The organism is Flavobacterium sp. JAS (assembly GCF_020991455.1).
Lineage (GTDB): Bacteria > Bacteroidota > Bacteroidia > Flavobacteriales > Flavobacteriaceae > Flavobacterium.
This window is the reverse complement of sequence record NZ_JAJMOX010000005.1, coordinates 295489-310278: the sequence shown is the minus strand read 5'-3', so window position 1 is coordinate 310278 and position 14790 is coordinate 295489. Positions and strand designations below refer to the sequence as shown.

Sequence of the window (14790 nt, the reverse complement as noted above, 5' to 3'; positions counted from 1 at the left end):
TTATTTAATTCAAATATTATGTCAGATTCAAACCTTATTTCCGATGGTGCACCATTTCAAAAAGATATTTTTGAGAGACTTTTAGCAGGTGAAACCATACTTCCCAACGATTCGCAAATTGGCAGATTGAGAGAAGAAGCCTTTGCCGTGAAAGCATTACTTAATCAGATGAATAATGTTGTAAATCCTGAAGAAATCACGAAGATACTAAGTAGGATTTTAGCTAAAGAACTTCAGGATGTTGCCGTATTTACACCTCTTTATATCAATTGCGGAAAACATATTACAATTGGTAAAAATGTATTTATCAATTTTGACTGCACCTTTTTGGCATTGGGCGGAATTACCATTGAAGACGATGTTTTAATTGGTCCGAAAGTCAGTCTCATTACCGAAAATCATCCGCTAAATCCTGAGGAAAGAAAAGGACTAACAGCTAAATCAATTCTCATCAAAAAAAATGCATGGATTGGTGCCAATGCTACGATTTTGTCCGGCGTAACAATTGGAGAAAATGCAGTTGTCGCAGCAGGAGCTGTAGTTTCTAAAGATGTTCCCGATAATAACATCGTTGGTGGAATTCCTGCAAAATTCATTAAAAATGTTCAACCTTAAAAAAGATAATTATGAAGCTGAACTGTAGTTGTGAAATTTGAAAACAATTAAAATCAAATGAAAAATATAAAATTGAAAGCAATTCAAAAGAAAATGAAAAAAACATTCGCAATTGCAATATTATTTCTGATATCAGGGCAAGTATCTGCACAAAAAGTACAATCAAATTTAGAAAAAATGAACACATCAAAAGAACATTATACATTTCAGCTTAGTGACAAAGTAATACGTCAAAAAGTGAGCTTCAAAAACCGTTACGGCATTACATTAAGCGGAGATTTATATCTTCCAAAAAATGCAGGAAACGAAAAATTGTCTGCATTAGCCATTAGCGGACCGTTTGGAGCGGTGAAACAACAATCATCTGGATTATATGCCAATCAAATGGCAGAACGTGGTTTTATAGCTTTGGCTTTTGATCCATCTTATACAGGAGAAAGTGGAGGCGAACCACGAAATCTGGCTTCTCCGGAAATCAATACGGAAGATTTTAGCGCTGCGGTTGATTTTTTAGGATTACAGAAGAACGTTGATAGAAATAAAATTGGTATCATTGGGATTTGTGGTTTTGGCGGTTTTGCATTAAATGCAACTGCTATTGATAAACGTGTAAAAGCCGTTGCTGCAACAAGTTTGTATGATATGACCAGAGTAATATCAAAAGGATACAATGATTCCGTAACATTAGAACAAAGAACCAAAACATTGGAAGCTTTAGGTGAGCAGCGTCGGAAAGATGCCGAAAACGGAAAACCAGCAGATGGACCAAGAAATTTGCCGGAAAAATTGAAAGGCGATGAACCGCAATTTGTAAAAGAATATTTTGATTATTATAGAACGCCGCGTGGTTTTCAAGTTAATTCTGTGAACTCAAATGGAGCTTGGCTAGTAACCAATCCGATATCTTTTATGAATATGCCAATACTTACTTATGTAAAAGAAATTTCGCCAAGGCCAATGCTTTTAATTGCAGGAGAAAATGCGCACTCAAGATATTTTAGCGAAGATATTTTTAAAGAGGCAAACGAACCAAAAGAGTTAATAATTATCCCAAATGCAGTTCACGTCGATTTGTATGACAAAGTAGAGGTGATTCCGTTTAATAAATTAGATGATTTTTTTAAAAAATATTTGAAATAAAAGCCAGATCAAAAAAACCGTTGATGAATGTCAACGGTTTCTATATTTAAAAACTAAAAACAGGGCTTTATTTCACAGCATCATTTACAGTTTGGCTATCTACAAACTGTTCGAAACTGATAATTTTTCGGTCTTTCAATTTCCAAAGGTGAGCCACTCTGGCGGTGAATGATTTGCCTGTAATTTTATAAGTGCCTGTGTAAGTTCCGTAAGCGACTACTTTGTCATCGCTTGAAACGTAATCTTCGGGAGTAAATTTGTAATCAATCCATTCGCTTCCTAATCGGCTAAAGACATTTTTGGTTATATTTTCTAAACCAATGTAAGTTCCTGCATACGGAAAACCTTTAGCTTCTGTCCACGAAATATCTTCGACAACATATTTAGCCAAATTTTGACCATTTTCTTTCGAAGTTTTTCCTTCGTAAGTACTTTTAACTATTTCAAGATTTGTCATTGTCTTTTTATTTAAAGAACAGCCTGACAATGCAAAGAGTATTGTCAGGCTGTAAATGATTGATTTTACCATTTCATTTCTCCAGTATTCACTTTTGCACCAATCATTAAGGCAGTTTCAAAAGTAAGTGTTGGATATTTTGTTTTCAAAGCCGTAATTAAAGCTTCTGATGTTTTATTAGTTTTCAAAGCTTCTTCGTAGAATTGAATGTAACTTTTAGTGTGATTTACAGCAGTGATATCAAATGGAGAATTGGAATTAGCATGAGCCGGAATTATAATTTCAGGTTTCAAAGCCGAGATTTTATCTAAAACGGCAATCCAGTTTTTACGGGCTTCAGTAGTTTGAGCATCAGCCATCCAAAGATGAAAAGTAGTTCCAAAAACATTGATTCCGCCTACAACTGCTTTGATAGAAGGAATCCATACAAAAGTCTTACCCGGAAATTCTTCCAAACCAATGATTTCTAATTTCTGGCCTTCCAATTCAATGCTGTTTCCCTTCAAAACCTGCGGCAAAACAACATTTGACGTAATTGCTTTACCTAATCGTTCGCCCCAAACGTCTAATTTTTTTTGAGCTGTAGCCTTAATTGACTCTACTGAAGAAGGTGATGCATAAGCAACTACATCTGGAAAATATTTTTTAAATATTTCTAATCCAAAATAGTAATCAGGATCTGCGTGAGATACATAAATTGTGGTTAGTTTTTTACCGCTTGCTTTAATCTCCTGCGCTACTTTTTCGGCATCCGCCAAAGTAAATTGCGCATCAATCAAAACTGCGTCTGTTTTTCCCGATACAATTACCGATGCTACACCAAAGCTGTTTTCTGATGCGTTGTAAACCTGAAGTTTTAAATCTTTAGTTTCAATTGTTTTGAAACTTTGTGCTTGTGATTCCATATTCAATAAAATTAAAATTGTTATAAATACTCTCGAGATAGTGTGTTTACTCACGGTTTTAATATTTGTTTTTCCGTGTTCGTGACCCAAGCCTGTAAGGCGAACGGATGAAATAATCTTCGATTTCATTTCTTGTGTTGGTTTAAATTAACACTGCAAAGATGAAACGAAATGCGATCTTAAAACATTAAACTAGTTTAATAAATAAAGGGAAATCTTATTTTTTGACAGCAATTTTCTTTCGAATATTACTCAAAAAAACATTGGTAATGCCCAGATAAGCAGCTATTTGTATGTTAGAAAGCCTTTGTGTTAGCTGAGGATATCTTTCTGTAAATTCTATATAACGGGATTCTGCTGTCTTGCTAAGGTTATCTATCATTCTTCGTTGAAGGGCAACGTGGGTTTTTTGGGTCATTACCCGAAATAGTTTTTCAATTTTAGGTAAGTTAGCATAGGCAAATTCCTTATCTTTTTTAGAAATTACAAGTACTTCGCTGTCTTCGAGAGCTTCTATAAAAAGTTGTGATGGCACTTCATTAGTAAAACTGTCAATATCAGTAATCCACCAATTTTCAATAGCAAAATAGAGTATTTGTTCAAAACCATTTTTGTCAATGTGATAAACCCGAAAAAGCCCTTTGGTAACAAAACCTTCAAATTTGCAAATTTCGCCCTCTCTGAGTAAAAAGTTTTTTTTAGGGATTAACTTTTGCTCAAATAAATTGCAAAAATCTTCTATTTCATTTTCTGAAAGAGAAATATGTTTAGCAATATTTTGTTTTAAAAGTGCTTTCATTTAACAATATGCAAAAGGCTGGTATTTTTTTTAGCTTAGCTAAAGTACGTAAATATTTAAATAAAGTGTTGATCTTGATAAAAGGCAGTTACATTGAATTTTGTAGTTTTGAATAATTTTGAAAAACAGGGCAAATTCTCAAATCGTAATTGATAAGCAGTTTCTGCTACTTGATTTTTTGTGCTGAATAATAGATTTTAGCGCCTGCCACGAAAGAAATACGAATATGTTCTAAAGCTGTTTTACCAATTTCCTGCTTTCTTAAATCGCTTGGGTAGTGATAGTTTTTTTTTATTCATAGACATTTAAATTTTATACTAGTCATTTTCTATGGATTAATTATAAGAACTTACATGTTAACAAAACAGTAGATCTTTGATTATCTATTTTCTGTATTATTATTATGATATACCTGCTACAACAAGTTTGTGCGACTGAGTAACGAGATCTTTGACTATTTCCCAGGAGATGTCCCCATTTAAAGCAACGCTTATCCAGTGTTTTGGACTCAAGTTAAAAGGTTTGTCGATGCCTTTCTCTCCCATAAGCTCATCAATGCGTTTGGGATCACATTTTAAGGTACAATGATCAAACTTATCAAGGTCGAACAAGCAGAACATCTTTTCGTTGACATAAAATACAAGGATAGATCGAGAATTCCGAAAGAATCCCTCGAACGGCATTCCTTCCCGCGTATTGGGGAAGGACAGACAGAAATCTCTAAACTCTTCTACATTCATACTAATAATCTAAAAATATTTGAGTGAAAATTGTTAGCAGCTAACATCAGCCAGACCTAAGAGTTAACTCAAAGGTAAAAAAAATCAGTAGAAAAAGCCATTATTATTCTTTCCAAGAACGGCATTCAGGTAGATGAGAAGGAAGCTAAAATTATTTTGGAATTACTATATTTAGTATCAAAAAATTAAAATAAACCAAAAGAGAAAAAAATCCTGTATCCTTAGCGGGACTTCGAACCATCGTTCAGCTTCGATTAAATCTCAAATAAAGCAACTTTTAGACTGTTTATTTCAAATAGACTAAGGATTCCTTGTGAAAAAATCGAACCATAAAAATATTAGATCGTAAAGGCTTGAAAAATCTACAAATTTGTGTATAAAAAAAGAGACAACTATTTACTAGTTGTCTCCTTAAGTGACGACGGGACAGATTTCTAGAAATTTTATAGAAGATTTGAAGTTATTGGCTTACTGGATGTAGGGTCTGTCTTTCATTCGCTTAATGAATTTGGTTTGGATGTCCTGTTGGGAATTGATGTAAGAATTCATTTAGTTTAAATTATTTTGTAATAAAAGTGATTAGAATAATTATTTACCTCGATTCAAAATATGAATTCATGTAACTTATAGTTGAATAGACTGTAAGTTATCTGTAAATTGTATATTCGTTTCCATACTTCAAAAATGAGTTTTTATGCAGCCTTCAAAAAAGTTAGTGGTCAGACAACAAATGAATATAAGAACACTAGCAAATAAGTACCAATTTATACAGTTTTAAGCTTTTGAAACCTTTTCTAGTTTTTCTTATCTGAAGTTTGCATTCAAATAATTAAGATCACATTTTATGAAAAAGTTTTTATTACTAGCTGTTGTTACTTTTATCACCTCATGCAGCAATGACGATTCCAAACCCTCACCTGATAAAAAAGCGCTGGCACAACAAAAACTTGAAGCAGCTTTGTCCAACTTCCCTGGACTAAGCCTTAGTGTAAAAACAGCTTCCGAGAATTATGCCCTAGTTGCAGGAAACGCGGTAATTAATGAAAAGCCGATGGTCACTTCTGCTCTTCACTATATGCAGAGTATTTCAAAAACCTTTACCGCAGTTGCTGTACTCAAACTGAAAGAGGAGGGCAAAATCAATCTCGATGCCAAAGTAAGTACCTATCTTCCTGATATTTGTAATAAGCTACCAAACGGAAATATCATTACGGTAAGGCAACTGCTTAATATGACATCGGGTCTTCCTGATTATTTAGATAGCGAAGAGTTTTTAAATGATCTTGTTGCAGGGCCACTGCCTATGACAAGCGAACAGGTATTGAGCTATATATATGATCAACCCGCAAAACTTGCACCCGGCGCGTCATTTGGTTATTGCAATATAAATTATCATTTGCTGGCAATTATTATTGATAGTGTCACTCCAAACGGACATCGAAGGTATATTACCGACAAAATAATTAACGCCATTGGACTTTCCAACACCTATTACATAGCGGGCTCGGCAAGCACTGCTGCTCCACAAGGTACAACGGCTAACTATCTAGAAATAGACGGCACTTTTACCGATGTGAGCGAATTGCAGTTTGGTACAGTACTTACCTTCATTGGTGATGACGGTATTGTTGCTTCTGTTCAGGATATAGCTGGGTTTTACTACAAGCTGCTCCATGACAAAACGGTACTATCACCCATATCGCTGGAAGAAATGAAGGTTGCAGTTAATTATCAGGGTACGCCCATATATGGCTTAGGGTTGCATTTTTATAAATCCAATGGTGGTCTGCAGGCAATCGGCCACGAGGGTAGTGGAGCCGGAGCCGGTGCCTATGCTTTTTATTTTCCTTCTAAAAATACCAGCGTCGTCCTGTGTACAAACGTGGGAACGCTTACCGATACTATAAAAGAGGAACAGTTACTGGCATTGTGGGAGCAAATTATAGAAATATTGCTTGAGTAAAAACTAATTTAAACCTTAAATATAAAGCCGTTTTGTGAATTAGAACCCTGCATTTCAAAAATTAAAAAAAAATCCCATTTCGCAAGAAATGGGATTTTTTTGTGACCTCGACGGGACAAATTTCTAGAAATTTTATGGAAGATTTGAAGAGATTGGCTTACTACTGGTAGGTCCTGTCTTTGATTGGCTTTATGAATTTGATTTGGATGTCCTGTCGGGGATTGATGGAAAAACGCATATAATTTATATCTAATTTTACTCTAAATTTTAATCGGATAAATTTCACTTAATGAAAAAGAAACAATTTAAACTATTGTGGTAAAAAGGTATCAGCTCGATTCTCTGTTTGATATTTTATATTAGTTGTTCGGTTTATTTTATATTACTTTTTTTTACGAAGTAAAAGTAAATCGATTTTTCTGGCACCGAATAGGCTATTACGCCGAGGAGAATTTTGATGTTTTTAGGCTATCCGTTTATTATACAGCGGGAATTACTTCAAATATTCATTTTTTTGGCAGGAGTTATTGGGCAGATGCAGCTTCGTACAAATGGAACTCAATTCGATATTTACTACGGCCCAATGGTATCGGTAAAATATACTATAAAACCAAAGGAGCGAGAGACATTTAATAGTGTTGATGGTGGCGCAGATTAGGGTTAAACTTAAAGAATTAAACGACGTTGACTTTATGTTGCAAAAGAGTACATTTTTATTTTAAATCCCTGACAGCTGTTGAAACAGTATCAGGGATTTTAAGTTTCCACTCTAAATTATACTCTCGTCCTGTTTATCGGACTGATATCGGTAAGTTCTTTAGTTGGGTTGAAAGTTGAACCAACACTTTGCTGAAAATTAAAATAGTTGTTGGGATCAAATTTCTTTTTAAGCGCTAACAGTCGTTTGTAATTAATACCGTAATACTTTTCTGTCCAGTTGTGCTGTAATGGATCTATATAGTTTACATAAGCACCAGTAGCATTTCCGGCATCAGACAGTCTTTCGAAAAATTCGTAAGCCCATTCTACATTTTTGAGTGTATCACCTGGTTTATTCAGATCCCAAATAGCTTTAATTTCAGGAATAAAACGGCTATTTCTGTGTACATAAGCTGTCGCATCTGAAGCAACATTTTCGATAGCACCTCCGGCATGTGTCCATACAGCAAAGCTATCAGGAGACGGAGCTTTGTTCATTGACTCAATAATTACCTTGGCTACTTTGTTATTCATCCCGCGTTTTGGTAAAACGGTAGAACGTATATATGAACTTCTTCCGTCAACTCTTGTGGTATAACCATTGTAGAATTCCCAGTCCGGAAGTGTCATGTTAAACAAGTCGGCATTAATAGGTTTTAATTTCAATAGTCCTTGCAAAAGATCAATGCCCTCAGCACCATCACCATTAAAAACAGGGGTCAGACCTAATACTTTTACATTTGTAGTTTTATCTATTAAGTCTTTTTGATTTCCCATAAAACCATATACAGCCATTGCATTCGGTACGGTTTCTACCCATTCATTGTAATAGCCCAGTACATCTTCGGCCATTTCTAGTGGATATCGAATTTGTCCTACCAGCATTTTTTTGCTTAATGGTTTTCTGACCCTCATTTCCATTTCGACAACAATTCCGAAATTTCCTCCACCGCCACCACAGCATGCCCAAAAGAGATCAATATCATCCTGAGATTTGCTGTGTACACCAATATGTCTTAATTCGCCATCGGGAGTAACGATTTTTAAACTTTCAAGGTTATCGATGCTCATTCCGTAAGAACGGGAAACAAAACTGTATCCTCCACCAAGCATGAAACCGGGAGGAGCAACAGTTGGACAGCCTCCGCCAACAGGAATAAGTCCTGTATTTGTCGCCTGCATGAATTTATAAACATCATACCAGATTACGCCCATCTCGGCAACAACTGTTTCTTTTTTAGAATTAAAGGTAATTTTGTTTAAATTTTTCATAGCGATTACGACACCTCCTTCATTCAGACAATATCCGGCAGCACTATGTCCGCCTCCTTTTATCGACAAAGGAAGATTGTGGTTAATGGCAAATTTGAGCCCAAACTTGACGTCTTCGACTACGGCCGGAAAAATAATAAGGCGAGGCCTGAACTGGATGCGTCCATTATCTATATGTACGGTTTGTTCATATTCGGCATCACCGGGCTGAACTACATAACCGCTTAATTCACGAGCTAGTTCCTGTATTGCTGTACCTATCATAATTTTATTTTTTTAGGTTATGTTTTTGAAATAGTAGAAATTATCTGGTAAGGGAATACACTTTTGACTGGTATTTGATATAAGAGTCGAAAATGTACGTATTGGCAATCATTCCGGCAGTTGCAGGAAAAAATTCCTCATGCTTTTTACTCGTAAGATAATCAGCGTAGGCTTTTTTGCTTTCGTAGATGATAGAAACAGCAACTTCAAAATTTCGTACCGATACATCTCTTTTAATATCAGTAAGTCCGCCTGTTACAAATTGCTGGATGCCCGGATGTCCAGAAAGATATTTTTCGCAGATCGCTGTAAATTTTTTAATATTTTCTTCTGATTTATCAGTCAGGGAGAAATACAGATCGTGAAACAAACTTTGCGGATAATTACCATCGGCACCAATAGATTGTGGTTCTGAAGAATTTCCTCCAATAATCAGATGGCTAACATTTGCATCCATAACACGTCTTGTTGTGCCGGGAACCCATCTGTTTACATCTATTACAAATTGATTGTGTGCTTGATCATTGGCATTGTATAAATTAAAGGATGCTTCGTCTTTAAAAAGCTGATGCATGGCAATATCATATTTAAGATCATTTTCAGGTCTGGTCATATCATCGGCTCTTGTGCCTATCCAGAAAGAAATCATGCCTTGTGATTCAGAAAGGTACTGTCTGGCTTCGGCCATGTAAGCTTCCACAATACCAGGAGTATTGCTTGTACCTAAATTAAAATAAGTACTGTGCAGCAACATGGGGGCTTTATTATTATTTTTCATTTGATTTTTTATTTAAGGTTATGCCTGAAGGCGAAGTGTTGCTACAGAAATGTGAGGCCATTTAATTTCGACAACAGATCCGTCAGGAGCAAAAACAGGAAAGTCCAGAATTACAGTTTGTGTGTATTGTAATTGAAAGAAAGTAGTTTTGTCCAGATTTTGAACAGTTTCAATCCAAAAAATAGCCGAAAGACTATTCGCATTAGCATTCACATTTACAAAAGGAATATTGGTAATACCACCAACAGGAGCTGTAACTCCGGTATTAGCCACTCCGTCTATTGGATTTGCATCTAAAAGAATAACTACTGTTTCGATAATATTTTGTCCCTCGATAGCATTTTTAAGAAGAATATTTGGATTCATAATGACATCGGCCGGAATTCCCGGAGGAGGAACAGCATTTTTTAATTGCGACAAATACGTTTCGCTTACGTCGTTTACTCTTTTGCCGTCTATAATAAAAAAAGGTGTAGGATCTGCAACTTCAAATACAGGAGGTCCCGGAACAGTAAAAAAAGTTCCTTGTGCTAAAAGGGAATCACCATGCGGAATGGAGCCCAATCTTGCAATACTTGGCTGTACCAAAGGATCAGAACCGCTTGGAAGATTTAAGAATAAACCGGTTTCTAGGTGAATTCCGTTTTGACCGCTTGGAAGATTAACATCATCTACTTGTTGTAAATAGTGCAATCCCTGGAATGCAATATCTGATTGTGCATTTCCGCGGTTAATAATATCGCCTCCAATGTTAGAAAATGTAAAAGTTTCTGCTGTTGAATTTAATATGATTTTGAATTTGTCTGTGGGTGGCGGACCTGGTTTAGCCTGATTCATGTTGGGTACTTCAATCAGGTTAAAACCCGGGCCAACCCAGGTTCCTATAAGAGATTTTAATACACCAAGATTAACAGGCGCAGCTTCAAAAGCCGAAGCTTTAAATTTTGATTGAGGTCCCTTGTTTTCTATTTTTGCTTCTAGCTTATTTAAACCGGACAGGTTTAGATTCGCTAACGGATTATTTTGCTCTAATGCCATTTGATTTGTTTTTAAATTGATTTGTTTTTGATGTAGTATAAAATATTTGAAGGTTTTGCCTTAAAGTGCTTTTCGGCTAAATCCTTGAATATGAGTAAGTACCTCAGTAGTCATGAAAACTTGTGGCGGCGTACTAAAATCACTTAAGAATAAGTCTCCGTAGGTTTTTACAAATTCTGTAAATATTGGACCATTAACATGTTTAAAAAATGCATTTTGGTCTTCATAAACTTCCCAGAAAAGAACTTCGCCCTGAGGAGGTGTAGGCAAACTTTTTTCTTTAAAGTTGGGAACATGTACCATATACAGTAATGTTTCAGGCTCATTTTCCTGCACATCTTTTGCCAGTTGTATTAAAGCTGCTGTAGCTTTTTCTTCATTTCCGGGCAGGATAGTCCATTTTGCTTCTATTGGATAATACATAATTTTGTTTTTTTATTGGTTAAATAATTTAAAATTGATGTCAGCTATTACAAGTCTACATATTCAAAAGTTGGACCTGCACATTCTCCGTTTCCTAATGGAATATTTAGTAATTCCAGTGCTTTGTATTTAAGTTCATACATCACTGTAATTCCTTTTATAAGCAGGTCAGGATCACCGCTTACTGCGTCGTTTATGCCGTTAAGCAGTGCTACATATACTTTATTGAATTCGATGGCTTTTTGTAATAATTCAGGATTACCTTCATAATCTTTCATCTTAGGGTTTGCCTTCATATTATAAACAGATGACCAGCTTACGGTAAAAGGACGGCCTGTAGGAATGCTTCTTACCGGCATCTGGAAATTGGTGTCGTTCGCACTATACATGCGTCCGTAGCATATTTCCTGAAATTTAAAGTAATGTGCATATTCGATATCTTCACCAAACATCACATGATCAGTAGCGATAGTTCCGTCGATACCTTCACCTTGACCAACGATTTCTCCAATAGCAATTTCGGCTTCGTCATAATTCGTGACTTTATTGATTTTGCCACCGCTTCCGTAATAATGTTCAGGGCCTATCTGACGTTTTGGGTCTCCAATAAAAATTCCGCCTGGGGTTGCTTTATTCAAACGAAGTAAACCATAACGAATCGCTTCATAAAATTGACCTATACTGTCAAAATGCTTGGTGATTGGCGCTTTTGGGTCAGAAGGTCTTTCGATAGTAGAAAATTCATCAAGTGCTTCTCTTGAAAATTTAAGAAGCTGAACTTCAAAAGGAGGAAATCCTTTAGGCACTTCCGGAACGATTCCGCCGGGAAGAGGAGTAGGATAGTTTGGAATAATTTTTTTTACATCAAAAAGTTTTTTGCCTTCTATCGTTTTTGGATCTGTAATGGCGTTAAGAATATTTGCAACCAAAACCATATGCAGCATTTCTTCAACTACAACACTCCTGATAAGTGCGCCTGCCTCTACATTACTGCCTTCCTTGATGGTATAAAGTCCGCACAAGTAAGGAGGAATTGTAGAAAGTTCTAATTGCAATGCAGTTCTAAGGCATTCCTGAAGGTGATCAATGCTTTTGATGTAACTTTCTACATCTTTTTGAGGCATTGCTTTTAAACTGAAAGGTTTAGAATCGCTTTTGAGCAACGCAGCATTTATGGCAGAAGTTGTTTCTAAATTTTCTGCAATAAATGAGGTAATGTCATCAGCACCAATACTCGTATCGGTAAGTGGCTTAATTAGCTTTTGACGGTTTGGATTGTTTTCCTGAAAGAATTTATTTCCCATGATGTTATTGTTCAAGTTGTTTAAGAATGGCTTCGGCTGCTTTAAAAGTTAAGGCAGACATCGTTAGAGTAGGGTTAGAAGTTCCCAGCGTTGGCATATTACCGCAACCTACCAGAAACAGGTTTTCGTGATCCCAGGTACGCATATCAGTATCTACTACAGAATCTTCTTTAGTAAATCCCATACGGTGAGTTCCTACGATATGACCGGCACCGGCAAAAGTGTATCCCTTGCCTTTGTAGGTAACATAGTCAGGATCTGTTGGGTTATAGGATGTGAAATCCTCAATATCGCACTGGCTGAACATTTGCTCAGAAACAATTCCTGATGCTTCAAAAGCTTTTAGCATATATTCGGTTGCGCTGTAGTGTATTACAGGTCTGTAGTTGCCAATATTGTCTTTATAAGCCGGATCAATAGTAACACGGTTATTTGGGTCTGGTGCCTGCTCACATTCAAAATGTGTAAAGAACTGACGCGTTACGATATTTTCTATGTTACTACGCAATGCTTTACCAATAAGTCCTTCATTAACAGCATTAATAACATTTGTTGCCGGAGCATTTGTAGGCCACGCCCAACCCCAGTTATCAAGAGGAAGAATCCATGCCGCATGATTTTTACGGAATTCCCCGTCACGGAAAGTTGGAATATTAGTAGTAGAACCCGGACCACGATACGGATAAATAGGATCTTTAGAAAGTCCCCATCTTAAAACTGTCATATGGTCCATCAGGTTACGACCCACCTGATCACTGCTGTTTGCAGCTCCTGAGGCGAGCAACAACTTGGCATTTTCGATCGCGCTGGCAGCCATTACATATATGGTTCCTTTGGCTACGTGTGTTTCATATTCTTTGGAACTACCTTTTACATAAGTCTTATATTCAACTCCGTTAATCCAGTTTGAGGTTTCATTGATCAATAATTTCGAAGCTACGGCTTGTACTTTTATATCCAGATTTCCCATATCACATTTTCGAAGTGATTTTAGCGCATTGTATTTGGCTTGTACGGGACAAATAGGCACACAGCTTGCATTTCCTTCGCAACGTTGTCCTGTATAAGGATCCCAGTTTGATCCAACCGGATTGTAGTTTTTTAAATCATTTCTGGTAATGTCTAATGTTTTTGTAGCAAGGTTCCATTTGACACCAGTAATATCATACTCTGTATTCGGAATTGAATTTCGTCCTTGTGGCGTACTGATGCAATACAATTTATAAGGTTCGCCATTCAGTATAATTTTGCTGTTTGCATCGATCACTTTTTTCATTACCCCGTCCATGTAACTGGTCGGAATAGCTTTCATAGGAAATACATAATCTTTACCAAAGATGTTTTTCTGTTCGATAGGATAGTGCTGATCCTTAACATCGCCGGAAACACCAATTTCATTTTCGGCCATTTGGTAATAAGGGGACATGTCTTCATACCTAATAGGCCAGTCTACACCAACACCGTATTTTGATTTCATTTTAAAATCATTTGGCAGCATTCTTAGTGTTGTTCCAAGCCAGTGCAAAGTAGTACCTCCCGGAGCTCTTGTATTGTCACTTGCAAAAGGCACTGGCCCCATTTGTACCAGATATCCTTTAGTAGCAGGAACATTTTTTTCAATTACTTCTATGTCCAGAACGTTTATAGATTGAGCATCTTTTATATTAGGATAAGGAGCGTTGGGTACTTTTGCCGAAGCATTATAAAAAGTGGTCAGGTAGTCCTGATAATTTTTATAATTAGCTTCCTGATCCATTGCTATACCAGCTGCAAGACCGGCTTCGAGCATTAAAACTTTTTTGCCTGCATTGGTAAGAACCTTAGCTAGTATTGACCCCGCAATTCCGGAGCCAACAATTACTACATCATAATTGTTATTTTCCATTTGGTTTGCTTTTTACTGGTGATTGTTTTACTGGTGAATGTTTAACTGAAAGAGGAAGATCTGCCCATGAACCATAGCCGGGCTGTTTTGCTCCGGGCGGATGTGCATGTGCGGCATCCCACATCAGGCCTTGTATGTATGATGCTGATGATATGACATCACCGTTCCAGTTTCCTGTGTACCAAAGTATAATGATGTTTTTAGTAAGTCCGCCGTAAGCCGAATCAGACAAATATTGTGTAGCTAAAGTGCTTTCGATACTTTGTGGCGTTTCTTTCGGATCCGAAAAAAGTTTTTGAAGATCAATAAAGAAGAATTCTATATCTACTTTATTTACATTCTGACGAATGGTGTTGTAATAACTTTCCAGCATTCCAGTTGCCTTCAGTTCGGTTTCAGTGAAACCAGTAAGAATTGCCGAAACTTTTAAAAAAAGCTTCGAATGTGAATTGGGTTCCATAATTTACATTGGTGTTAAGGGGTTAGACATTTGTTTATTTATTTTTTT

Annotated in this window: 14 protein-coding genes; 3 read left to right on the top strand and 11 right to left on the bottom strand. The window is 36.4% G+C overall.

Annotated elements, in window-relative coordinates; genetic code table 11:
* Positions 1-18 precede the first annotated feature (18 nt).
* Both LPB88_RS09315 and LPB88_RS09310 read left to right on the top strand, forming a co-directional pair.
* On the top strand, positions 19-615 hold the full coding sequence (locus LPB88_RS09315) for a DapH/DapD/GlmU-related protein (protein WP_230714843.1): 597 nt from the start codon (positions 19-21) through the stop codon (positions 613-615).
* Positions 616-708: 93 nt separating this feature from the next.
* Entirely contained in the window at positions 709-1755 is a 1047-nt protein-coding gene (locus tag LPB88_RS09310; protein WP_230714961.1) for an alpha/beta hydrolase, read from the top strand.
* Positions 1756-1822: 67 nt separating this feature from the next.
* Here the strand turns inward: LPB88_RS09310 and LPB88_RS09305 are convergent, their stop codons facing one another.
* The 4 genes from LPB88_RS09305 to LPB88_RS09290 form a co-directional block, all read right to left on the bottom strand.
* Positions 1823-2212, bottom strand: coding sequence for a nuclear transport factor 2 family protein (locus LPB88_RS09305; RefSeq protein ID WP_230714841.1), 390 nt, complete (start codon positions 2210-2212; stop codon positions 1823-1825).
* A gap of 65 nt (positions 2213-2277) precedes the next feature.
* A complete protein-coding gene (locus tag LPB88_RS09300) occupies positions 2278-3246 on the bottom strand; it encodes an MBL fold metallo-hydrolase (protein WP_230714839.1) in 969 nt (322 codons plus the stop codon).
* Between the two features lie 88 nt (positions 3247-3334).
* Entirely contained in the window at positions 3335-3916 is a 582-nt protein-coding gene (locus tag LPB88_RS09295) for a Crp/Fnr family transcriptional regulator (RefSeq protein WP_230714837.1), read from the bottom strand.
* Positions 3917-4317: 401 nt separating this feature from the next.
* Positions 4318-4656 (bottom strand): MmcQ/YjbR family DNA-binding protein, encoded by a 339-nt coding sequence (locus LPB88_RS09290; RefSeq protein WP_255673688.1) that lies wholly within the window; start codon positions 4654-4656, stop codon positions 4318-4320.
* An 844-nt stretch (positions 4657-5500) separates the two neighbouring features.
* Here LPB88_RS09290 and LPB88_RS09285 point away from each other — a divergent pair.
* Entirely contained in the window at positions 5501-6619 is a 1119-nt protein-coding gene (locus LPB88_RS09285; RefSeq protein ID WP_230714836.1) for a serine hydrolase, read from the top strand.
* Between the two features lie 774 nt (positions 6620-7393).
* On the opposite strand, the gene LPB88_RS09280 is transcribed toward LPB88_RS09285, so the two are convergent.
* Genes LPB88_RS09280 through LPB88_RS09250 form a run of 7 tightly spaced genes read right to left on the bottom strand, consistent with a single transcriptional unit; the run spans position 7394 to position 14742 of the window.
* The gene (locus LPB88_RS09280; protein ID WP_230714835.1) at positions 7394-8854 is read right to left on the bottom strand and encodes an FAD-binding oxidoreductase; all 1461 of its coding nucleotides are present in this window, start codon (positions 8852-8854) and stop codon (positions 7394-7396) included.
* Positions 8855-8894: 40 nt separating this feature from the next.
* Complete coding sequence (locus LPB88_RS09275; RefSeq protein ID WP_230714834.1) at positions 8895-9632, bottom strand: Dabb family protein; 738 nt, start codon at positions 9630-9632, stop codon at positions 8895-8897.
* Positions 9633-9650: 18 nt separating this feature from the next.
* Positions 9651-10670 (bottom strand): heme-binding protein, encoded by a 1020-nt coding sequence (locus LPB88_RS09270; protein WP_230714827.1) that lies wholly within the window; start codon positions 10668-10670, stop codon positions 9651-9653.
* Between the two features lie 60 nt (positions 10671-10730).
* Positions 10731-11093, bottom strand: coding sequence for a putative quinol monooxygenase (locus tag LPB88_RS09265; protein ID WP_230714825.1), 363 nt, complete (start codon positions 11091-11093; stop codon positions 10731-10733).
* A gap of 47 nt (positions 11094-11140) precedes the next feature.
* Complete coding sequence (locus tag LPB88_RS09260; protein ID WP_230714823.1) at positions 11141-12397, bottom strand: ferritin-like protein; 1257 nt, start codon at positions 12395-12397, stop codon at positions 11141-11143.
* A 4-nt stretch (positions 12398-12401) separates the two neighbouring features.
* A complete protein-coding gene (locus LPB88_RS09255) occupies positions 12402-14282 on the bottom strand; it encodes a GMC family oxidoreductase (protein ID WP_230714821.1) in 1881 nt (626 codons plus the stop codon).
* Positions 14272-14742 (bottom strand): hypothetical protein, encoded by a 471-nt coding sequence (locus LPB88_RS09250; RefSeq protein WP_230714818.1) that lies wholly within the window; start codon positions 14740-14742, stop codon positions 14272-14274. Before LPB88_RS09250 ends, LPB88_RS09255 begins: the two co-directional genes overlap by 11 nt.
* Between the last annotated feature and the right edge of the window lie 48 nt (positions 14743-14790).

What these genes read in the sequence shown, in the direction of transcription:
- LPB88_RS09315 (WP_230714843.1), top strand. Translation starts at nt 19, where the DNA reads ATGTCAGATTCAAACCTTATTTCCGATGGTGCACCATTTCAAAAAGAT.
- LPB88_RS09310 (WP_230714961.1), top strand. Translation starts at nt 709, where the DNA reads ATGAAAAAAACATTCGCAATTGCAATATTATTTCTGATATCAGGGCAA.
- LPB88_RS09305 (WP_230714841.1), bottom strand. Translation starts at nt 2,212, where the DNA reads ATGACAAATCTTGAAATAGTTAAAAGTACTTACGAAGGAAAAACTTCG.
- LPB88_RS09300 (WP_230714839.1), bottom strand. Translation starts at nt 3,246, where the DNA reads ATGAAATCGAAGATTATTTCATCCGTTCGCCTTACAGGCTTGGGTCAC.
- LPB88_RS09295 (WP_230714837.1), bottom strand. Translation starts at nt 3,916, where the DNA reads ATGAAAGCACTTTTAAAACAAAATATTGCTAAACATATTTCTCTTTCA.
- LPB88_RS09290 (WP_255673688.1), bottom strand. Translation starts at nt 4,656, where the DNA reads ATGAATGTAGAAGAGTTTAGAGATTTCTGTCTGTCCTTCCCCAATACG.
- LPB88_RS09285 (WP_230714836.1), top strand. Translation starts at nt 5,501, where the DNA reads ATGAAAAAGTTTTTATTACTAGCTGTTGTTACTTTTATCACCTCATGC.
- LPB88_RS09280 (WP_230714835.1), bottom strand. Translation starts at nt 8,854, where the DNA reads ATGATAGGTACAGCAATACAGGAACTAGCTCGTGAATTAAGCGGTTAT.
- LPB88_RS09275 (WP_230714834.1), bottom strand. Translation starts at nt 9,632, where the DNA reads ATGAAAAATAATAATAAAGCCCCCATGTTGCTGCACAGTACTTATTTT.
- LPB88_RS09270 (WP_230714827.1), bottom strand. Translation starts at nt 10,670, where the DNA reads ATGGCATTAGAGCAAAATAATCCGTTAGCGAATCTAAACCTGTCCGGT.
- LPB88_RS09265 (WP_230714825.1), bottom strand. Translation starts at nt 11,093, where the DNA reads ATGTATTATCCAATAGAAGCAAAATGGACTATCCTGCCCGGAAATGAA.
- LPB88_RS09260 (WP_230714823.1), bottom strand. Translation starts at nt 12,397, where the DNA reads ATGGGAAATAAATTCTTTCAGGAAAACAATCCAAACCGTCAAAAGCTA.
- LPB88_RS09255 (WP_230714821.1), bottom strand. Translation starts at nt 14,282, where the DNA reads ATGGAAAATAACAATTATGATGTAGTAATTGTTGGCTCCGGAATTGCG.
- LPB88_RS09250 (WP_230714818.1), bottom strand. Translation starts at nt 14,742, where the DNA reads ATGGAACCCAATTCACATTCGAAGCTTTTTTTAAAAGTTTCGGCAATT.